Annotated in this window: 16 protein-coding genes and 1 pseudogene; 10 read left to right on the plus strand and 7 right to left on the minus strand. The window is 42.7% G+C overall.

Annotated features, from left to right (window positions below; genetic code table 11):
* Nucleotides 1-490 precede the first annotated feature (490 nt).
* The 3 genes from JUI58_RS04720 to JUI58_RS04730 all read left to right on the plus strand — a co-directional run bounded on the left by JUI58_RS04720 (nucleotide 491) and on the right by JUI58_RS04730 (nucleotide 6,232).
* Nucleotides 491-3,046 carry a DUF3536 domain-containing protein gene (locus JUI58_RS04720; RefSeq protein ID WP_204102596.1) on the plus strand — a complete coding sequence of 852 codons (2,556 nt, stop codon included), beginning with the start codon at nucleotides 491-493 and terminating at the stop codon, nucleotides 3,044-3,046.
* Between the two features lie 315 nt (nucleotides 3,047-3,361).
* Complete coding sequence (locus tag JUI58_RS04725) at nucleotides 3,362-4,798, plus strand: hypothetical protein (RefSeq protein WP_204102597.1); 1,437 nt, start codon at nucleotides 3,362-3,364, stop codon at nucleotides 4,796-4,798.
* A 3-nt stretch (nucleotides 4,799-4,801) separates the two neighbouring features.
* Entirely contained in the window at nucleotides 4,802-6,232 is a 1,431-nt protein-coding gene (locus JUI58_RS04730) for a hypothetical protein (protein ID WP_204102598.1), read from the plus strand.
* Nucleotides 6,233-6,460: 228 nt separating this feature from the next.
* Here JUI58_RS04730 and petJ read toward each other — a convergent pair whose 3' ends face one another.
* Nucleotides 6,461-6,793, minus strand: coding sequence for a cytochrome c6 PetJ (gene petJ / locus JUI58_RS04735; RefSeq protein WP_239121280.1), 333 nt, complete (start codon nucleotides 6,791-6,793; stop codon nucleotides 6,461-6,463).
* Nucleotides 6,794-6,955: 162 nt separating this feature from the next.
* Here petJ and JUI58_RS04740 point away from each other — a divergent pair, with 162 nt between their 5' ends.
* The 7 genes from JUI58_RS04740 to JUI58_RS04770 all read left to right on the plus strand — a co-directional run bounded on the left by JUI58_RS04740 (nucleotide 6,956) and on the right by JUI58_RS04770 (nucleotide 14,904).
* The gene (locus JUI58_RS04740; RefSeq protein ID WP_239121278.1) at nucleotides 6,956-7,975 is read left to right on the plus strand and encodes an ABC transporter ATP-binding protein; all 1,020 of its coding nucleotides are present in this window, start codon (nucleotides 6,956-6,958) and stop codon (nucleotides 7,973-7,975) included.
* Nucleotides 7,972-8,628: a ribosome maturation factor RimM gene (gene rimM, locus JUI58_RS04745; RefSeq protein ID WP_204102599.1), complete on the plus strand. Its 657-nt coding sequence runs from the start codon at nucleotides 7,972-7,974 to the stop codon at nucleotides 8,626-8,628. Before JUI58_RS04740 ends, rimM begins: the two co-directional genes overlap by 4 nt.
* A gap of 93 nt (nucleotides 8,629-8,721) precedes the next feature.
* The gene (gene def, locus JUI58_RS04750) at nucleotides 8,722-9,285 is read left to right on the plus strand and encodes a peptide deformylase (RefSeq protein ID WP_204102600.1); all 564 of its coding nucleotides are present in this window, start codon (nucleotides 8,722-8,724) and stop codon (nucleotides 9,283-9,285) included.
* 43 nt (nucleotides 9,286-9,328) lie between these two features.
* The gene (locus JUI58_RS04755; protein ID WP_204102601.1) at nucleotides 9,329-9,535 is read left to right on the plus strand and encodes a hypothetical protein; all 207 of its coding nucleotides are present in this window, start codon (nucleotides 9,329-9,331) and stop codon (nucleotides 9,533-9,535) included.
* A gap of 71 nt (nucleotides 9,536-9,606) precedes the next feature.
* Nucleotides 9,607-11,994: a PAS domain S-box protein gene (locus JUI58_RS04760; RefSeq protein ID WP_204102602.1), complete on the plus strand. Its 2,388-nt coding sequence runs from the start codon at nucleotides 9,607-9,609 to the stop codon at nucleotides 11,992-11,994.
* A 112-nt stretch (nucleotides 11,995-12,106) separates the two neighbouring features.
* On the plus strand, nucleotides 12,107-13,882 hold the full coding sequence (locus JUI58_RS04765; protein WP_204102603.1) for an N-acetylmuramoyl-L-alanine amidase: 1,776 nt from the start codon (nucleotides 12,107-12,109) through the stop codon (nucleotides 13,880-13,882).
* Nucleotides 13,883-13,974: 92 nt separating this feature from the next.
* Entirely contained in the window at nucleotides 13,975-14,904 is a 930-nt protein-coding gene (locus JUI58_RS04770; protein ID WP_204102604.1) for a DNA adenine methylase, read from the plus strand.
* Here JUI58_RS04770 and JUI58_RS27610 read toward each other — a convergent pair.
* From JUI58_RS27610 to JUI58_RS04800, 6 genes and pseudogenes are all read right to left on the minus strand, one after another.
* A pseudogene (locus tag JUI58_RS27610) lies at nucleotides 14,888-14,967 on the minus strand (hypothetical protein); the annotation flags it as partial. The gene JUI58_RS04770 and the pseudogene JUI58_RS27610 overlap by 17 nt on opposite strands.
* A 70-nt stretch (nucleotides 14,968-15,037) precedes the next feature.
* Entirely contained in the window at nucleotides 15,038-18,073 is a 3,036-nt protein-coding gene (locus tag JUI58_RS04780) for an Npt1/Npt2 family nucleotide transporter (protein WP_204102606.1), read from the minus strand.
* A gap of 85 nt (nucleotides 18,074-18,158) precedes the next feature.
* The gene (gene infC, locus JUI58_RS04785) at nucleotides 18,159-18,686 is read right to left on the minus strand and encodes a translation initiation factor IF-3 (RefSeq protein WP_204102607.1); all 528 of its coding nucleotides are present in this window, start codon (nucleotides 18,684-18,686) and stop codon (nucleotides 18,159-18,161) included.
* Nucleotides 18,687-18,812: 126 nt separating this feature from the next.
* A complete protein-coding gene (locus JUI58_RS04790; protein WP_204102608.1) occupies nucleotides 18,813-19,691 on the minus strand; it encodes a DUF4349 domain-containing protein in 879 nt (292 codons plus the stop codon).
* 95 nt (nucleotides 19,692-19,786) lie between these two features.
* Complete coding sequence (locus tag JUI58_RS04795; protein WP_239121279.1) at nucleotides 19,787-21,229, minus strand: hemolysin family protein; 1,443 nt, start codon at nucleotides 21,227-21,229, stop codon at nucleotides 19,787-19,789.
* 21 nt (nucleotides 21,230-21,250) lie between these two features.
* On the minus strand, nucleotides 21,251-21,979 hold the full coding sequence (locus JUI58_RS04800; RefSeq protein WP_204102609.1) for a hypothetical protein: 729 nt from the start codon (nucleotides 21,977-21,979) through the stop codon (nucleotides 21,251-21,253).
* Nucleotides 21,980-22,112: the final 133 nt, after the last annotated feature.

Below are 22,112 nucleotides of genomic sequence, written 5' to 3' on the forward strand. Positions count from 1 at the left end.
TTATTCTGAGAGGCTTTTAGGATAGTTGATAGTTGATAGTTGATAGTTGATAGCGGTGGATTGCTTGTTCTGAGAGGCTTTTAGGATAGTTGATAGTTGATAGTTGCTAGTTGATAGCGGTGGATTGCTTATTCTGAGAGGCTTTTAGGATAGTTGATAGTTGATAGTTGCTAGTGAATAGTTGCTAGTTGATAGTTGATAGCGGTGGATTGCTTGTTCTGAGAGGCTTTTAGGATAGTTGAGGTTGCAGTGCTGGGGATTTTCAAGATAAAAATAACCAAAAGTTAAGAAAACTTGATTTAAGCGTGAGCGATCCCCATGCGATCCCCGCATTTTGCTGTTAAGTTCCTTAACAAAATTTCTGATTTCCCTAAAAACTACGGTTCAATGGGTAAGGATTAAATCTTTTAAAATTCTGGCTAGTTTTATAAAGTTTTAAGGATTTAATGCTTTAATCTATCTCAGTTTCCCTCGGGAGAAGTATAAGTATATGACTCAAAACATAACTGCAACGCAGGCGATCGCGGACAAGCCCAAAACTTCCTCAACCCATCACGTCCCAGCTACAGGGGTTTGCGTTACAGTCCACGGTCATTTTTATCAGCCCCCGAGGGAAAATCCCTATTTAGATGTTATCGAACGCCAGCCCAGCGCTTATCCTTGTCACGACTGGAACGAACGTATCCTCTATGAGTGCTATCGTCCCAATGTTTTCTCCCGCATTCTCAACGGCCAAGGAGAAGTGGTCGGCATTGTCAATAACTTCGAGTATATGAGTTTTAATGTCGGTCCCACCTTAATGTCATGGTTGGAACGCCACGATCGCGAAGTCTATCAAGGCATTATTGAAGCCGATCGCAAGAGTACAGAACGCCTCAACGGTCATGGCAATGCGATCGCCCAAGCATACAATCACATTATTTTACCCCTCGCCAACGAACGAGATAAATACACCCAAGTTCGCTGGGGAAAAGCGGATTTTCGTTCCCATTTCGGGCGCGATCCCGAGGGAATGTGGTTAGCAGAAACAGCAGTAGACTATCCCACCCTGAAAGTTTTAGTAGATGAGGGCATTCGCTTCATTATTCTCGCCCCTTCCCAAGCCAAACGCTGTCGTCCTCTCTCCACAGCCGAAAATCCCGATCCCGACTGGTTAGAAGTCGGGGGTTCTCAGATCGATCCTACCCGTCCCTATCGTTGCATTTTGGAAGGCGATCGCTCCATTGATATCTTTTTCTATGATGGTCCCATTTCTCGGGATATGGGATTTAATGAAGTGTTGAACAGTGCGGGAAATTTTGCGGGACGGTTAGGGCAAGCAGTACGCCGTCCTTCCCAGTTAATTTGCGTGGCGACGGATGGGGAAACCTTCGGACATCACAAAGGGGGGACGGAAAAATGTCTTTCTTATTCTTTTATTCAAGAATTCCCCAGTCGCGGCTGGACTGTGACCAATTTTGCCCATTACCTCGACGAGAATGCACCGGAATGGGAAGTGGAGTTAAAAGCTGTTACTGCTTGGAGTTGCGCCCACGGGGTCGATCGCTGGCAAGATGATTGCGGTTGCGGGGGAGGAGGGTTATGGAATCAGAAATGGCGGCGACCTTTGCGCGATACTTTGAATTGGCTGCGCGATCGCCTCGGAGAAATTTATGAAACCCACGGGCGCAAATTCCTCAGCGATCCTTGGTTAGCAAGGGATCGATACATCCACTCGATCCGCGATCGCAGCCCGGAAAATACGATTAATTTCCTCTTCCGCCATCAAAGCCATACCCTCGAACCCGCCGAACAAGTAGACGCACTGCGCTTATTGGAGATGCAGCGCCAATCCTTACTTATGTTTACCAGTTGCGGTTGGTTTTTTGACGAACTTTCGCGACCGGAAGGGGTGCAAATTCTTCGTTATGCGGCGCGGGCGATCGAATTGGCGGGGGATGTTGCAGGAGTACAATTAGAGGCGGAATTCCGCGATCGCCTGCAAAAAGCCCCAAGTAATGTGGAAATCTTCGGCAATGGTGCTAAGGTTTACGATGAATTGGTGGTATCCGCTCGCGTCACTTTTGAGCGAGTTGCGGCACATTATGCCATTACCTCTTTATTCAAACATTACCAAAGTGAGGATCGAGTTTACTGTTACGAAGCAACCCAACTCGACTATCACCGCCAGCAAATGGGGGCGTTAACCTTAGCCGTGGGACAGTTGCGTTTAGTCTCAGAAATTACGCGGGAAAGCCAAGAATTTATCGTTGCGGTGCTGCATTTTGGCGGTTGGGACTTCCATTGCTGCATTCAACCCTTTATCGGTCGTTTAGCTTACTCGCAAATCAAAGATAAATTGTTTTCTGCTTTGAGTGAGGCCAGTGTAGCCAAAACTTTATTTGCGATGACGCGAGTTTTCGGCGATCGCGTCTTTAATTTAGAGACCTTGTTTGCGGAAGAACGGGAATGGATCGTCCAACAAGTGGCCAATACAAGTAAAGAGAACCTCGATCGCCTATTTACCCAGGCTTATCGCGATAATTATAGCCTCCTGCAAGCCTTTTATCGGGAAGAATTACCCGTTCCGCAAGAGTTGAAAGCCTCCGCAGAAATTGCCCTTTCTCGTCGCTGTTTAAAAGTTTTGCAACAATTTGAGGAAGCCAAAGATCGCGATCGCCAAGATATGTATTTAACCGAGTTAGAGGCGATCGTCACCGAAGCAGAAAATATGCGCTGTCGTATGACCCTCCCCAATGCCAAACAGCTTTTAGAAGCCTTGATTTTGCGAGATTGTCAGGCATTATTAGGGGAAGCTAACCCAGAGACAGTCGCAGAAGAAAGCCAACGCATTTCTCGCACGATCCAGATGGGCGATCGCCTACAAGTGGACTTATCCTTGGATCGGGTGCAGGAATATTATTTTCGCTGTTTGCACGGCGATATTTTGCCTCAATGTGTTGTGGTAGAAGGGGAAACCGTTTCTTGTCCTTGGGATATTGTTAATGTTCCCGTTTTACTAGATTTAGGCGTACAGTTAGCCGTTGATGTTCATCAGTGGTTGTAATAGAATTTGGGGGTGCATCTCAATTTTGCAAAATCCCAAGAATTTTAATTCTTGGCTCAAAGCTAAAGCAGGCTAAAATATTACAGTTATCTTAACCCGTTTTAACAGGTTTTCGCTTTCAGTCTTGGATTTGAATCCAAGGCTAACATCGATTTACATTTTTGAGATGCACCGGAATTTAGGTAGCTAAGAAGTGTCCCGCTAGTGGTCTGCTAACTACTAATTATCGCCTTGAATAATGTAGGAACGTTGTTTGCAACGTCTCTATAGGTCTATTTCTAGGAATTATTCATTACTGTTTTTCAATTATCATCAATGAATCAACAAAATCAAGCAGATAATGAATTTAAAAAAGATGATCTCGTTCGTTTAAAAGAAAATCCCGGTATGCGTGGAAAGATTATAGAGATTAGAGAAAGTCCAACACAACAGGATAATATATGTACAGTCAATTTTGGAATTGATAACGGTATAAGCTATTATTCTTCCGATTTAGAAAAATATGACCCTAATGAATCTTTGTTAGACTTATTTGAGAAAAGTAGCTATGGTAATGCAGAAGATTTTAAAAGAATTTTTCTATTTGAGCAATTTAAGAAATATCCTTCGGACAAACTCTATGATTTCAAGGAAGCTCGTCGTGTTCTTGTTCTGTGCAAAAAAGCAAAACTTGGCGACTGGAGCAAACTAATAAAGACAATATTCCCTAGAAATTGTAAAGAATTTGAAAAAATAGATGAAGACTTCAATTCAGAGTTAGATAAATTTGCAAAATCACAGTCACCACAATATTTTTCATTTATAATGAATATTGATTCAATAAGTAGAGACGGCAAAAACAGCAAAAATAAACAAGAGTTTGAAAAAATATTAAAAGCATCTCAATTCAGTAAGGATTTTTGCTTTTTCGATCTTGCTATTCTGGATTCTGAGGGAAAATCTCCTACAAAAGGGATAAAAAAGATGGAAGATCTGATCAGTAAAAATTCTCGCGAAACCATTGTTTTAGATACTCCAGCCAAAGACATAAAAAAAGAAATCAACAACACAAAAAATAAGGGGTTTCCTGCGGAATATATGAAAGAGTTTGTATTCGATTTTTTGAAGCGAAACCAGGGAAAAGATTTTATTGAACCTGTAGACGAAAATCAGGGGAAACGATATAAAATTGAGCTCAAAAAGAACTTGCAAGAATCCTTTAAAGAATTCAAAGATTCAAAAGAAAAGTTATCAACAACAACATTTCTTCATACAAAAGAAGTGGAGTGTTATTTCGATCCCCACTTAGCACCTACAAATATACTAAACAATCAGAATTATGAACTTATCGATATTACTCATCCTTTAGTGAAATGGATCGAGTACGAGTATGAGAAAGATTCAGAAAAGGATAAACAATTTTTTCACCGTCTTTCCCTGCTAAAGGTTCCCAGACCTAAAGATTCAAGATTCAAAAAAACATATTATATTGGCAAAATTATTGACGTTTCAGGTAATTTACAGTACAATATGAATTGCTTGGAGGATTGCTTAAACCCTAATGAGAGTCCCGATAGTACATCGTTTAATATTGGAGATGATATTGTTAAAGATATTGCTTTCAAAGGAACTTACGATGATAGTATAAAAACAGAGTTTGAAGATTATCTAGATAATCTAGATAATCGAGATAAAACCTTTGATTTTATCTCACAAAATTCCCATGAGTGCAAAGCTCTAAGTTTGATTAAATTTACAACAGAGGAGGATTAAATTATGGCAACATTAAATCTAGGGATTGACTTTGGAACGAGCTTCACAAAAGTTTGTGTAAGAAATATTGCCCAGAGAAAATCCCGCTTGGTTGGCTTTGGAAATTCCAAGAAAAATACTCTTGATACCGCACTTCTCCTAACTAAAATTTCAATTCAAAAAGACGGTAAATTAATTGCTGCTCTAACTGAATCTGAGTGGAATCAACAAAGCGAAAAAAATGCGATTAATATTGACTTTATTAAAATGAGGCTTGCCAATATAGACCTTTCTCAAGAAGAACAAAAGGAAAGATTTAAGATTTTTGAACCTTTGCCGAAATATGAGAATATTAACCTAAATACTCAGGTAAATATCGAAAATCTAGCAATTTATTATCTAGCGTGTGTTATCAAGCGAGTTAGCGAGATCGAGAAATCGGGAAAAAATGAGATCCGTAGTATTAATGTTGGCATTCCCGTACAGTACCAAGATTCAAAAGTGGCTATTCGTTTTGAAAAAGTATTGTCTTTAGCATGGAAACTGAGTGAAATAATACCTTCTCCCATGACATTATTAGAGGTACAAAAACATCTGACTGAACTGCGATCGCAAACAGAAGAATTTTCTAATATTCAATCCATTCCGGAAGTTCGTGCTGCCGTTTATGCTTCCTCTCAAAGAATTGAAGGAGGTCTGTTGGTATATTTTGATATTGGTAGCGGAACTATAGATGTTGCTGCTTTAGAAATCAAGGATACCACAAGAAATGATCCTCAAAATTGTCTTTTTGCATCAGTGTTTCCCATTGGAGTTAGTGCTTTAGCTCAACGAGTTGCCAAAAGGTCTCCTGTTACTTTTGATACAGTTGTACGGGAATTAGAAAATAATAACGAATCAATTTTACAAGATATTGAAAAATACTGTCTCCCTTTAGTTAAGTTACCCCATGTAACAGGCAATAAATCTGAGTTCATTGCTAACAAATTTAAAATAACGAAGGAAACTATCGAAGAAAAATCCAAAAATGGTAAGTTACCGCTCGTATTGTCCTATATATTAGGGCAACAGACGATTAGTCAATTGACAGGTTTTGCAACAATGGCTTGTCGAACCAAAAAACCTGATGTCTTAAAATCTCAATCATTTTTACGGATTTTGATCGGAGGAGGTGGGAAAGATATTCAATACTATGAAGACACGATAATGGGAACACATTCTGCTTTTCAACAAAGCAAAAAAAGTATTCCAGAATACATAAAATATACAAGAGGACTAGCCACACCAAACGATTTAGATATGAGTGGATTAAATGACTCAAATTTTCACCGTTTTTCTATCGCTTATGGTTTATCAATTCCCAAGGAACAGTTACCGGATTTAGTATTACCTCGTCTAATTCCCGAAAAACAAGAAGCAAAATTTGAAGAACTTCCCCTGATGGATGATTGGTAATAGCAAATCTGCTTTGTTGTAGGGGGAGAGGGATTTCATTATTTAAGGTAATGCGATCGCCCTAAATCAGATAAGCTAAAACGCATTTAAACAACGGATCTCTAGCGACCAAGATGGTCGCACTCCAAGGTTTTTGGGATTCTTGATAATGTCGTTTAGATGCTGAACAGCTTAGGGATATTAAACTTATGAATTTAACATCCCTAAAACAATCAAGAAGATTGAGGCTTACCAACCTTTTTCAGCTTTTTCTAAAACATAAGTGGCAATATCTTCAATTTGTTCATCGCTCAGACGACCTTTAAAACCAGGCATGGGAGGTTTCCCATTGGTAACTTGAGCAATAATGGCTGCCAGATCGTATCCATTTTTCTCTAAATCAGTCTTAGAGAGCGTTTTGCTGGGATTAATGACATTTTTTCCCCCCAAATGACAAGCATTGCAATTGGCAGAAAAAAGGCTGGCTCCCTTAGCAGCATCTCCCGCAAAAGCAGGTTGGGAGAAAAAGAAAGTGGTTGCAGTAAAAACCAATAGTAATGCAGTTAACAGAATTTTTTTCAATTTTTTCACGGTGGTCTCCTCTTTAGTCGTACAGTCAAGCTATCTTTGAGATCGTCGAGAATCTTAAGTATCTTGTCAAAAGACAGCTTGTCAAACTTCGATCGCCTTGCAAAACGGTTAAAATAATTGACGAGATAGAAATAGCATTGCATCTGTAGTCTTATGGACGTAGTTCCCGATCGCCCCTTGGAAATGAGAGATACTCAAGAGAAAACCAGTGATTCTGGTGCCGAGACACAAGAGAAACGCATTCCTGTCGTACAAATCTGGGAATTAAAGAAAGTCTATCGGACAGGCTTTTGGTTCGATCGCCTGATTGAATCCCTGAAAAGTATTACCCTGACGGTGTACGAGGGGGAAACCTTTGGCTTACTCGGTCCCAATGGTGCGGGAAAAACCACCCTCTTAAAAATCTTACTGGGATTCGTGCGCCGAACCTCGGGACGGGCAACCCTATTGGGCAATCCTATCGGCGATCGCGCTACAAGACAACATATTGGCTATCTGCCGGAAAATCCCTATTTGTACGACTATCTCACGGCTTGGGAGTTCTTGCAGTATGCCGCAGACTTATTTGGCATTTCCCAAAAAGTACAAAAACAGCGTCTTCCTGAATTATTGGACTGGGTAGAATTGGATACTTATACCGCGAAAAAGAAGCCCATGCGCCAGTATTCTAAAGGAATGTTACAACGGGTAGGCATGGCTCAAGCCTTAGTAAATAACCCCGATATTCTCTTTCTCGATGAACCCATGTCCGGCCTCGATCCCACTGGACGCTATCGCATTCGCGAGATTATTCTCTCCTTAAAAAAACATGGCAAAACCATCTTTTTTAATTCCCATATTTTGGCAGATGTTGAGCAAATTTGCGATCGCATTGCCATTTTAGATCGTGGAGAACTGCTTTGCACTGGCTCCCTAGATGAATTATTAGGTAGCGGCGATCGCTATCGGGTTACGGGTCAAGGAGGCAATGCAGAAGACCTACAATCTTATTTAAAAGAACTTGACTTTGGGCGATCGGGTTGGCACGGCGAACTTGAGGGAGATCCCCAAGAATTTCTCAGCCAATTAAAGGCGATGGATGCTCATTTAATCGGCATGAATTTGGCTCGACCTTCCTTAGAAGAGTTTTTCTTACAAACATTAAAACAGTCATCAACAACTAACAATAAATGAAATTATTAGACGTGGGCAAAATTGTTGCCGCACAAGGCTTAAAAGGAGAATTGCGGGTTTATCCTGAATCTGATTTTCCCGAACGATTTTTACAACCAGGAGTGAGATGGTTGCAATTGCCTAATACTTCTCATCCCCAACAATTTGAATTATTATCGGGGCGATCGATACCGGGGAAAAAACTCTATATCATCAAACTGGCAGGCATTGAAGATATTCATCAAGCAGAAGCCTTACGAGGTGCAAAATTCCTCGTCGATGCCAGCGATCGCCCTTCCTTAAAAGCCGATGAATATCACGTTGCCGATCTGGTGGGTTTAGAAGTTATCATTCAGTCAACCGGAGAGGCGATCGGTCGAGTTACGGAGATTTATACGGCAGGAAATGACCTATTGGAAGTGACCTTAAATACACAACCCGAAACCGTGCTAGAAAATGATCCATTAGAAACCCCCTTAGACCTAACCTCCGAAGCCGTGTCAGAAGTAGCAACAAGATCGAGGAAAAAGAAGAAAACGCGATCGCCAAAAACTGCCCCAAGCATTTTCATTCCCTTTGTTGCGGAGATTGTCCCCGTTGTAGATATCAAAGCAGGGCGCATAGAAATTATCCCACCCCCTGGACTCTTAGAAGTCAACCTCGCAGATTCATAAAGAACTGTTAAGATTAAACAAGACAGAATATTTGTCTAATCCGATGGGGTGCAACCAATTCCCCTAGTTTGAACTTTGAATCTTGAATTGCTTATGTCCTCTGCCGTCGCCGTTGCCAAGAAAAAGTTAAAAAATCCGCCCCTAGAGATTCACCATCTCGGCGATCGCGTTCTGCGTCAACCTGCCAAACGCATTGCTAAGGTCGATGATAGCGTCCGCCAACTGATTCGGGAAATGTTACAAACCATGTATAGTGCCGATGGTATTGGTTTGGCTGCCCCTCAAGTTGCCGTCAATAAACAGTTAATCGTCATTGACTGCGAACCCAAAGACGAGTCTAATGAACCTTTGGTGTTAATTAACCCTAAGATTATCAGTGCTAGTAAAGCATTATGCGATGCAGAAGAAGGCTGTTTGAGCATCCCTGGAGTCTATTTAGATGTCACCCGTCCCAAGGCGATCGAAGTGACCTTTAAGGATGAAAATGGCAGACCTCAGAAGCTCAAAGCCGATGGACTCCTCGCCCGAGTCATTCAACACGAGATGGATCATCTCACGGGAGTCTTATTTGTGGATCGAGTCCAAAATAATCTAGTCTTGGCAGAGGAACTGAAAAAGAACCGTTTTTCAGTCAATGCTGTTAAACCCGTGAACTGATAATTGATAATTGATAATTGATAATTGATAATTGATAACTGATATGGGAATAACACCAAAAAGCGGAATATTGTTAGGTGCCTGCTGCATCTGCGCGATCGCCGGGGTCGGTTCAATTTTTGAACTCTCTTACGGACACCCTACCTATGGCACTACAATTACTGCGATTATCCTTGCAGCAAGTATTCCTTTGACGGGTCTGCTCTTTTGGGCGGCTGTTCGCGATACTAAAGCCAATCAGTCTCGTTAATTAGGATCTACTGGCGATATTATCAACAATTTTACTAGGATGCAAATTTCGCATCCTGAAAAAAATTTGCCATGTCAGTCAGTTTTCTCGATGTTTTCAACCAAGCGATCGATCGCTATCCACCGATTGTTCCTCCTCAGACTTTACTGGCTCAGGCGATCGCCGCTTTACATTCGGAGGAAACTAGGCTTGACCATTATCTTTTAGTCACTGCATTAGGAGATAAAAATTCCTCCTTGGTGGGAGTATTAACAGAAAAAGAGGCCGTCTCTTTTATGGCAAAGCATCGGGATTGGTTCGAGCGACCTATTAGTGAGGCTATGGGAGAGGCGATCGCCTATCAAGTCTCAGAAATCGCCAGTTTTCAAGGACTCCTCTCCCTTTTTCGCCAACATCGTTTACCTGTACTTCCCTTAATCGACAATGAGGGAATCATAACCGGAACAATTACCCGAGAGCAGATTTGGCAAGCAATGGAGGCTCATCACCCCTCTTGCGGCGATCGCCTTTTTGCAGAAATGCCTTTGCTTCGTAGTGAAGAGCAACTGCACCAGTTCAATGAAAATTTAGAAGCTACCGTTGTTATTCAAGAAGGGAACACTAGAGAGGAACTCAAACAACAAAAAGAATTTTTACAAGCCATTTTCGACTCCATTCCTGTAATATTGATTTTGTTCGATCGCGAAGGTCAGCCGCAGTGGGTTAACCGAGCTTGGGAACAGGTTATAGGCTGGTCTTTAAAGGAATTGGGCGATCGCGATATTCTAGTGGAATGTTACCCAGATGCCGAGGTTTATCAGCAATTTCGCGCTTGGATCGGTACAGAAAACCGGAAATGGCAAGACTTTAAAACGCGAGTACGGGATGGGGTCGATCTCGATATATCTTGGGCTAGTGTGGAGCTTTCCGATGGAGCCACTATTGCGATCGGACAGGATATTAGCGATCGCAAAAGTGCAGAAGTGCAATTACAAGCCATTCAAGCACGATTTGAATATTTGATTGCTTCGAGTCCGGCAATTATTTATAGTTGTAGTACCGACAACAAGAATTTTCTAACAACATTTATTAGCGAAAATGTTAAGGATATTTTGGGCTATTCTGCCCGAGACTGGTTACACGATCCTAATTTTTGGTTAGATCGCCTTCATCCAGAAGATAGTTCTTATATTGCAACTAATATAGAGCTTTTATTCTCATTGGGACATCATATTCATGAATATCGCTTTCTACATCAAGATGGAAATTATCGCTGGTTGCGAGATGAGGTAAAATTAATACGAGATGACGAAGGAAACCCGATTGAGTGTGTGGGTTCGATTATCATCATCGACGATCGCAAGCAAACTGAGGCAGAATTACGGAAAAGTGAAGAACGTTATCGGGCGATCGTACAAGATCAAACCGAACTCATTTGTCGCTATCGCGTCGATGGAACTCTGATTTTTGTTAATGATGCCTATTGTCGCTATTTCCAGCAATCTCGGCAAGATATTATCGATCGCAAATGGTTGCCGGATATTCTCCCAGAAGATTTGGAAAAATTAAACCAACAATATTCGCTTTTGCGTCCGGATCGTCCCGTTTATACCTGCGAAATTTGTACTTTTTTGCCCAATGGAACAAGCCGAATTCAACAATGGATCGATCGCGGTTTTTTTAACGAACAAGGAGAGTTAATTGAAATTCAAGCCGTAGGTCGAGATATTAGCGATCGCAAACAAGCTGAAAATGATATTCGCCATGCTTTAGAAAAAGAGAAAGAGTTAAGCGAACTAAAATCGAATTTTATCTCGATCGCCTCCCATGAATTTCGCACTCCCCTCACGGTCATTATGGCTTCAGCCAAGTTGCAAAAACATTACAGTCACAAACTCTCTGAAGAACAAAAACAACAACAACTCGATCGCTTATTACGTGCCAGCGATCGCATTTTGCGACTTTTAAATGATATTCTCATTCTGGGTAGAGCAGAAGCTGGAAAAATCGAACTTTCTCTTGCTCCACTCAATTTAAAAAATTTTTGTTTGGAGTTATTGGCTGAAATTGAGGCGATCGACGAAAATCAACATAGTATCATTTTTAGAAATGGAGAAAGTGTCGATCGCAATATTATTGCCGATGAAAATTTATTACGTTATATCTTGACAAACTTGTTATCAAATGCTACTAAATACTCTCCTCAAAATACCCCAGTTACCTTGAATGTTAGCCTCGAAAATTGTGAAGTTATCTTCCAAATTGAAGATCGCGGTCTGGGCATTCCTGCCGAAGATATTCCCCATTTATTTGAATCTTTTCATCGTGCTAAAAATGTCGGTGAAATCAAAGGAACGGGTTTAGGTTTAGCCATTGTCAAAAGAGCCGTAGCGCTTTATCAGGGCGCGATCGATGTACAAAGTAAACTCAACGAGGGAACTACATTTACAATAACTCTACCCTTGCTACCTGAAAATTAAAGGATAGCTTTATTTTTTCTGCTGTAGAGATGTTCAATTTTAAGATCATCCAATTGCATTGGACTCAGAAAAGGAGTAATTTAGGGAGAGATGAGCGGGAAAAAAGCAAAATATGGGAAGCGCAAAAAATTTAGGTTATGGACTGGGAGGGGCGATCGCAATGGTCGGAATGAGTGCGATGATTTCCCCTGCTCAGGCAGAATCGCTATTCTTAGCCTATCCCCCCAAGGAACACCAGACGACAGCAGAACAAATCTTTTTCATTGGTACAGCCTCCCCCCAGGAAAAGGTGTCTATTAATGGAAAAGAGATTCAGCGCAGTCCAGCCGGGCATTTTGCCCCCAGTTTTCCCTTGCGCTTAGGAGACAACGATTTTGTAGTGCGTTCGGTTGGGGAAGAGATTCGAGTGCGGGTGACACGACAGAGCGATCGCCCAGTCATCCCGACGGGGGCCAATTTTGCTAAAGATTCCCTAACTCCCGCACGAGACATCGCCAGATTACCGGAAGAGCCGATCTGTTTTAGCGCGATCGCCCCTCCTAATGCTCGCGTTATCGTTAAAGTTGGCGATCTGGAATTACCTCTAACCCCTCAAATGCCGATCGCCCAACTCCCACCTAATTCTGCCGTCCTCACCTCCCAAAATCAACCCCGATCGACCACAGCAACGCGATATCAAGGCTGCGTCACGAGCGATCGCCCCGGTAATTTCGGCATTCCCGAGTTTCAAGTGAGCCTCAACGGTGCCACCCATACTCAACCAGGAACTGGCGCGATCGCAGTCCTTTCCCCCCGCGAATTAGATGTCATCGAGGTGACAGCTTCAGAGGGAGTTGCTCGCACGGGACCCGGTACCGATTATTCTCGCTTAACACCGCTTCCCCGAGGAACGCGAGCCAGTATTATTGGACGCGAGGGAGAATGGCTGCGTTTGGATTATGGTGCATGGATTAAAGAAAGCGAAACGCGCCTCATTCCAGGGTCTATCCCTCCTCAGTCCAATATTCGCAGTATTAGTTCTCACCAAGGACAAGGAGAAACAGAGATTGTATTTCCTCTCGAAATTCCCGTTCCTGTCTCTGTTAAACAAGAAGATGGAATTTTTACTCTCACTCTTTATAATACTATTGCTCAAACCGATACGATTTGGATCGATGACGATCCCTTAATTAAGCGCTTGGACTGGCAACAAATTACACCGACCCAACTAGAGTATCAATTTGTCCTTAAAACCCAGCAGCAGTGGGGTTTTGCCTTGCGATATGAGGGGACGAGTTTGATTTTGACCTTGCGCCATCCTCCCAAGGTTTCTGGGCGATCGGGAGAATCTTTGCAGGGAATGCGAATTCTCCTCGATCCCGGTCATGGTGGCACAGAATTGGGAGCGCGAGGACCCAATGGTTATCCAGAAAAGGCAGTAAATTTGCAGGTTTCCCAACGCTTAAAAGCGGAGTTGGAAGGACGGGGAGCCACGGTTTATATGACCAGGGAAAGCGATGTTGAGTTAGGATTGCGAGAACGGATGGATGCGATCGCCAACCTCAAGCCAGATTTAGCTTTTTCTGTCCATTACAATGCTTTACCCGATAGTGGCGATGCGGTAAATACGGCGGGAGTCGGGATGTTTTGGTATCATCCTCAAGCACAGGATTTAGCGGTATTTCTCCATAATTATTTAGTTGAGAATTTGGAGCGTCCCTCCTATGGGGTGTTTTGGAACAATTTGGCCTTGACTCGTCCTCATGCAGCACCCGCGATTTTACTCGAATTGGGCTTTATGATTAACCCGACAGAATTTGAGTGGATCGTGAGTCCCCAGGAACAGGAAAAATTAGTGAGGGCGATCGCCGACGGTATTGCAGATTGGTTACAAAAAGTAAGCCAATAAAATCAGGAATCTCTGAAATTTGTCTCAGTACAGTGGGGTTAAATATCTGTTATACGTTAATTTGAATAAAGATTGAACTCGTAAAATATTTTATGTCTAAGCTGCCTAGAAAATTAACTCATTCTCCTTTTCGTTATCCTGGTGGGAAGTTTTATGCTCGTAAACTTATCTTGAATTGTATTCCCCAACATGACAAATATTGTGAACCTTTTGCAGGTGGTGCATCAATATTTTTTGCTAAACCAAATGTTTGTGAAGTTATTCTCAATGACAAAGATGCAGACCTAATAAATTGCTATATTCAAATCAGGGATAATGTAGAAGCAATAATCGATTTTCTTCAGGGAATTCCTGCAAGTAAAAATAATCATACATTTTACAAGAATAGTTTTAAACCTAAAAATAATTTGGAACGTGCTGCTCGTTGGTTTTACCTCAACCGTACATCATATTCAGGAATTATGAATCAGCGAAATTGTTATTGGGGATACGGTGATAAATATTCTATGCGTCCTGAAAATTGGCCTCATCATTTAAGAACGACTTCAGATCGCCTTCAACATATTAATTTGTATTGTATGGATTTTGAAGATTTAATTAATTTATTACCGAATGACTATTTTCTCTTTATCGATCCGCCTTATTTTAATGCTGACCAAGATAAATTTTATACTTGTAGCTTTTCAATAGACGATCATTTTAGATTATGTAAAACTTTAAAAGATAATACTCATCGTCTTAGATTTCTGATAACTTATGATAATTCTGACGAAATACGTTCTATGTATGATTGGTGTGTTTCTATGCAAGATAATGAATGGAATTATACAATTAGTCGCACTGACGACCAAAAAAACAAGAAACAAAGAAAAGATGGATATAAAAGTAGTAGATATAAAGGTCGCGAAGTTTTTATTACTAACTATAATCCTAATGATATTTTAAGTGTTCGTCCTTTGAACTTTAAAGCTAATATAAGTTCGATCGACATCAAGCAACTCAGCAAGTTGCTCTTGAGATAAGCCACGAGCAACTCTTTGACTTTGTAAACATTTGCCGAATTGAATCAAGATGCGTTCTTCCATGTTCAACGTATATAATCGAATTTGTGACCATGAGTCTACAGACTGACAGTCACATCGATTCAAATTTCACCTAAGTTTGAGTTTTAACTGGCAAAGATTTTCCCTTCACCTGACGTTGAGTAAATTCATTTTTCAAACTATCCACTTGTGCCGCAACTAAAGGATCGGGATCGTCCTGTAAAATGGGCAGTAATTCGTAACAAGTTTTCGGACTGGCAACTTTTAAATAAGTCAAAACTGCTTCTCTCACAAAACTACTAGGATGGCGCAACCCTACTAAAGCCGCCTCTCGCGTCACACCCCAACGCTGTTCCCTCGCTAAATGGAAACAACAAGCCAAAGTCCAATCCGAGAGAAAATGACGCAGATCGAGAAGACGACGAGTGCGATCGCTCGGGGTCATTGCTTCATAAGGTATCATCTCTTCCATATCTGACAGACGATCCGCCGTAGGACGATTTTCCAACACCCGCAGGAGGATTTGTTTTTGGGGTAAATCTACCGTATTATCGAGAATCTCTAACCCTAACGCTACGCTCACTTCTGAGTCGGAATCCAAATTCAAAATTGCCGCTTGCATCGAACTAAAAGGATAGAGCAACTTCATAATCAAGAAACAGCGATCGGTGATATCCGACTGTAGCCCCACGATCGCACTCCGCAATAAATCCGCTTCTCGTCCCGACACCACCTCAGCAGGTAAATCCATCTCGGCGGCGAACATTTGTCCTAATAGTAATAATTCTTGTTGGATTAACTCTTCTACCCCCGATCGCCCTAACTGATCCAACACCATTTCAATACCGCGATCGCCTGGAATTTTCAAAATAATCCGCAACAAATTGCGCCGACTGGTTCCCCAACTGGTTAACAATTGTTGTACGAGGGTTTTTAGGGCGATCTCGCTGCCAATTTCCGACATGGCACTCCAAGCCTGAAGGCGAATATAATCCGCTTTACGGACATCTTCTGCCAAGATCGTTAACATGGGCAGAGCTTCATCCCCCAAAGTAATCAAGGATTGTTTTGCGGCATCTCTTGTAGAGCGGTAATATAAACCCTTTAACAACGAAGGATAATAGTTTTCTAGGCGTTTCTTGGCAATTGTTGCTAATAAAGTACAGCGTACCCGTGCCGAGTCATCTTGTAATAATTGCGGTAGATAAGACTGGGTTAAATTGGCATCGCGATCGGTGACTTGTAACGCCTGTACCCCAATAATGCGCTCTCTTTCTCGTTCTGAAGTGAGCATTTTTTCCAAAGTGGCGATCGCGCTTTGGCGATCTTCCTCAGATCCCCGACTTAAAATTAATCCCGTCGCTGTCCCCCGCACCATCGGATCGACCCGTTGATTCAAATAAGGTTTAAGGGTATGAGTATCTAACTGGGGCTGAGAGAGCCAAATATAGCGCAGAGATAAAGCCAATACCTCCAACTCCGGACGAGTTTGAATCAAGCGCTGCACGTCCTTCAAATAGGTTGCTTGGGGATATTCCAGCATCGCCTCCATACACTGGCGCTGTAATGCCGAAGAGAGTTTAGCAAGACGCGGTGCCAGAATTTCTCCAGCATTAGGTAAATCTATGCGTTCGAGGAGTTGAATGCACGATCGCTTATCACTATCCGTCGTTTTTCCATCTAAAGACTCAACAATAGCGCGTTTAAAGGCTTTGAGATCGACACTACCAAAACCCAAGCGCCCTTGTTCCGCCGACTGTACCAGTAAAGTAATATAACTTTGTCGTAACAGTAGCGCACTTAAAGCCCAGACCACCGAGAAAATTACGATCGCGACAACAAAGACCCCGCCCTGGACCTGTCGCGCCATTTCCTCATCCCAATCCCCCAATAAATGTCCGAGAATCCAAACAATAGAAATAATGCCCAGTCCCGTCAGTCCCGTGGTTAGAGGTTCGGCGATCCCTTGGACTTGGGTTTGAATGGAACCGCGAATTTCCGCCGGTAGGGGTTGAAAAAGAAAGGGTTCGATGCCCGCAATGAGGGTATAGCGCAATAGTTCATCGAAAAACCGAATAATAATAATACCAAAAAAGAGAATTTGAGCGCTATTAATATTTAAACCGCCAACATTTGTAATATTAAAAAGAATCGTACAAAAGCCCAAAACCGAGAGGGAAACGGGCAAAAACATTGCCGCCACAAAGACCCCTAAACGTTCCACAGCACGGCTAGAAACAAACCATTGGGTCGCCAGTTCGCAGATGCCCAAAATCCCAGAAAATAACCCTAAAAATCCGGCGATCGCCTCTGTATCGGGATAAACTCGTTCCAGTTCTCCGAGGTATTGGAATTCCACCAAAAGAAAGAGTAATTCTCCCAAAATAAAGAAAGCAAAAAGAGGGATAATATAACGGCGAATCGTGCCGCTCATGCGTTTGGAGGTGTAGGTAGATTCTAACTCATCCAATTCTCGCACAGGGGTATCGGGAAAGGCTTGCTTGTAGCGATTAGCCAGATAAAGAAAGGTAAAACCCCCTAATAAGAGTACGAAGGAAGCCAGAATAATAACATTTTTTAAACCGATCAGGAAAAGTAAAACAGGTAAAGAGAAACCCGATACCACATCTCCAATTAAGAGACCACTAGAGATAATAGGATAGGTGCGTTTAATTTCCCGAATATTAAAAAGTTGGTTGGCGGCGACTTGGGAGTTAAGATCATTGAGAATTTCTTCGGCATCCAGCCACAACCGAAGAACAAAAACCGTAGCGAGGACAACAAAACCGTCAACACTGCCTATTTCTAAGCCAATACGGAAGAAAATCAGAGGGATCGCCATTAAGAGGGCGACCACCAGAAAGACCCGCTTGAGGGGAAAATTATTTTGTAGCCAAGAGTAGAGGATTCCTAAACCCGACCCCATCAGGGCGCTGGCGATATAGATGATCGGTAAACCTTCCGCCCCAAAGTGTTCCAAAAACAGGGCGATCGTGCTTTGTTCCAGCCACAATAATCCGACTGAGGTAATGGTATAAGCAATTAGCATCAATAGGGTTCTCTCGCCTTCTTCTGGGCGGAGGTTAACCACATTGAGCAGTTTTTTAGTCCAGTCGTCCCGCTCTTTACTACTCTTTAACTGTTTCATAGTCGAGGGTTGGATTATAGGGGTTGGAGTTTGGGGTTTAGGGGCGATCGCCAATTCCCTATCCCCAATTCTCCAGCCCCAATTCTTATTTCTTGGGAGAAATGAACATTATCATATTACGCCCTTCTTGTTTGGGGGCTTGTTGTAGTTCTCCAAAGTCTTTGAGATCCTCGGCCATACGATTGAGTAATTCTTTTGCTAAATTTGAGTGTTGGATTTCTCGCCCTTTAAAGGTGATGGTAGCTTTGACCTTATCCCCTGACTTGAGGAAGCGTTGGGCATTGTTGACGCGCACTTGATAATCGTGTTCTTCGATTTTGTAGCGCATCTTCACTTCTTTCACATCAGCCGTGTGTTGTTTTTTTCGAGCTTCTTTGGCTCTTTTTTCTTGCTCGAACTTGTATTTGCCATAATCCATGATCCGACAGACAGGGGGATCGGATTTGTCGCTAACGAGAACGAGGTCGAGTTCTTTTTCTTCAGCAAGTCGCCGCCCTTCTTCTGAGGTGACAATCCCAAGCTGGCCGCCGTCGGTATCGATCAGCCGAATGTTGGGGTAGCGAATTCTTTCGTTGATTTGAGGTAGATCTCGGCGTTGTCTTTTATCTTTCACAGGCGTATGCGTACTGGTTTGTAATCGTTGATAAGGATTTTTGCAAAATTAATGGTTAGTTCATTGACCATTTCATTTTAGCGATCACCCTCGCGTTTTGCGCCAGTTTGTTAATGTAACTTTGTCTTATTTGTGGCGATCGCGGGAATTAGCCATCATTTTTTTAGCGTATTTACGAATTAACCAAAAAGCCACCCCGATCGCCAGCCAATAAGGACTAAAGGCTAGTAGCCAGAGGGTTAATTTCAGTAAACCCGTGGTCAAAGAACTCACCCCATACACCGCATTATCCCAGGTTTCCCCCAGTTGACCCCCCAAGGGCTGCGATCGCGGAATGGTGGTGGTTGCGGTTTCCAAGTTCACAAGAATAGTTGAAAAAGAGACGCGATCGCGCAGGTTTTTCTGTTGTGCATCAATTTGCTCAATTTGCGCCCTGATATTCCCCAATTCTTGCGCGACTTTGAGGACATCCCCCACAGAACCAGAACGATCCATAATTTTCAGTAGGGACTCTTCCTGTTTTCGCAGATTTCGCAACCGCGCATCGAGATCCACCAGTTGATTGCTCACATCTTCCGCACTTAAAGTTTGTCGTTGAGGAATGCCTAACTTGCTAATCTCAGCTAGGACTCGATCTAAGCTCTGTTGAGGTACCCGCAAGCGCAGAAAAGCCCGATGGCGATCGCGGACATTGCTGGGTTTATTATTTTGCAACTCGAGGACATCCCCTTGGTTGCGCTTAACTGTATCGGTAATTGCTGTCACGATCGCGTCAATGGATTCCACTTCTAAATCGATTTCTGCGGTTTTAACCAACTGAGGGGCTACTCTGGGAACTGCTTCTTCTGGGACTGCGGCGACTTCTTTGGCTGACTCTGTAGCATCTTGGGCTATATTTTGTTCCATCCCAGCAGGGGCTTCCATTTTGCTCATTTCTGGGGCTGAAGCGCATCCCGTAAAGGCGAGGGCAATATAGGCGATCGCACCGAAAATTTGCGGTTTCATAGCTGTAAATCCTTGATTTTGAATTTATCTTTGATTATGTTTGGCGCGACGGTTAATAAGGTTCAAGTTACAGAATGTGTAACCATCGAAACCAATTATTTCTCCTCTTCCTCAAACCCGATCGCTGCATTTTCCCAATAGGCGTTATCCTTGGAGTTTTCCTCCAATACAGGTGGGTTAATATCCTCGTGACAATAAATTTGAATTTGGTTTAGGCGAGGACCTTCCGCCGAAATAATTGTTAAATCCAGATTTTCATAAGTGAGCATTTCCCCTTGGATGGGAATTTTTTGGAAATGGTAGAGCAGAAACCCACTTAAAGTATTGTATTCCTGGTTCAAGGGAAAATTAAAGCCCAATTCCTCATTGACTTCCTCCAAATCCATCTGTGCTTGTACTAAAAACGTGCGATCATTAAGGATTTGATAATCCGGTTCTTCCTCACCTAAATTTTCCGGTTCTTCCCCGATAATTTCGGCGATTAAATCTTTTAAAGTAATCAGTCCCGCCGTCCCGCCAAACTCGTCTACCACGATCGCCATCGCCAAATGCGATCGCTGCATCAAGGGTAAAAGGTCCCCCAGAAAGGTTGTTTCTGGGATGAAGCGGGCGGGTTTAACCCAAGGGGCGATGGGGGTATCCTTCTCTAATCGATCTTCTGCGAGAGGGACGGAAAGGGTCTTAAAATCAATAATTCCGACAATATCATCTAAAGATTCTCCGGTGATGGGATAGCGAGAATGCCCGGTCTCTGCTACTAAATCGACCAGTTCAGCAAAAGTTGCTGCACGGTTTAAGGACATTAAACTGGTACGGGGAATCATCACCTCTCGCGCCAAAACTTCGCCAAACTCGAAAACATTTTTTAGTAATTCTCGTTCTTCTGCTTCTAAACCCGTCGATTCTCGTTCCGTGGTAATAATTAATTGCAATTCCTCTGGGGTAACGCGGGTGTACCAACCTTGACCCAAATACTGAACCCCCACCAGGCGCAATAATAATCGCGTCGAATGATTGAGGGTCAAAATAAAAGGGTTAAAAATGCGGGCGATCGCCCAACTCGGCGGACCCAATAAGCGTGCTAAACGCTCGGAATAAAGCAGGGCTAGGGATTTTGGACATAATTCCCCTAAGACAATTTGTAAGTAGGCCACCCCAAAAAAGGCGAGGGGAACCGAGAAGGAATGGGCGATCGTTAAAGTCGTCTCTTCTGGTAGGGGTAAGTGAAGTAAGATTCCCCGAACGATGAGTGAAGCATTGCTTTCACCGATCCAGCCCAAGGCCAAACTTGAGAGAGTAATGCCGATTTGCGTGGTGGAGAGTAAACGCTCAATCTGTCGCTGTAGTGCCTGTACCGTCCTCGCGGGAACATCTCCCTCTTCCACCAGTTGGTTGATGCGCGATCGCCGCACCGCTACCATAGAAAACTCTGCTGTTACAAAAAAAGCATTTATGACAATCAACAACAGGACTGATAATAACTTCAGCCAGAGATCTTGTCTCAGAATGCCCGCCGCTTCCTCCACTGTTATTTCCAATGATTAATTCCCGATTGCTCCTTAACGCTTAACCGGAATTTTAGCTAAATTCAATTCTAAGCCGCGATCGGGGTAATCCGTTAGGGTTAAGGATAATTCTTTCGCATCTTCTAACAAAGCGGTGGGAATTTTAATCGTTCCCGAGAAGTTTTTCCCATTGGCGGGTAATTCTCCTGGCAAACCATCGGTAATGGCGCTCAAGGCTCGTCCTTGGTCGTCTCTGACATCGAGGAAACTATAGAGAAAGCGCACGGAATCTTCACTCTCATTTTTAAGATCGACTTTTAAAACCAAAGAACTTCCTTCTTGTTTTCCTTCCACGATCGCCAATGTCACCCCGCGATCGCTGTCTTTAATGGGCAGAATTTCTCCTAAATCGGATAAATCTGAGGATTTTTCAGCAGAAGTCTCTTCTTCTCCCTGTTCTGAAGAAATTGCCCCTTCTTCGTCCTTGTTTTCAGGGTTTTCAGGGTTTTCAGACTCTGCAATGGGTTCGGGGATGACTTTGCCGTTAATAATATCTTCGGCTTGCTTGAGCAGTTCTGCTTCCGTTAGTAAAATTTTTAATTCTTTATCGGTTGATTCGGGGTTATTATTCGACAGTTTTTTTGTGGGACTAATATCGGGTTGCGTTACCCCCTTTAAGGCTTCGCGACCGAGGGAGTACCCTAAAAAAGCACTGGCAGTTCCGGCAAGGGACATCAGGGAAAGCAAGGCGATCGTCAGGGCTACAGTTGAATTGGTTTTCATCAGAAAAATGGGTAGAAACCCCATTCTTATAGGACTGCTTTATATTAGTCTCGTTATCGCCTTGGAGTTGTTTAATTAGGGTGCTTTTGTATTGCACTTTTAACAGGACAATTACTGTATCTAACTAAACAAC

The sequence above is a fragment of the Spirulina sp. CCY15215 genome, from assembly GCF_016888125.1.
Taxonomy (GTDB): Bacteria; Cyanobacteriota; Cyanobacteriia; order Cyanobacteriales; family Spirulinaceae; genus CCY15215.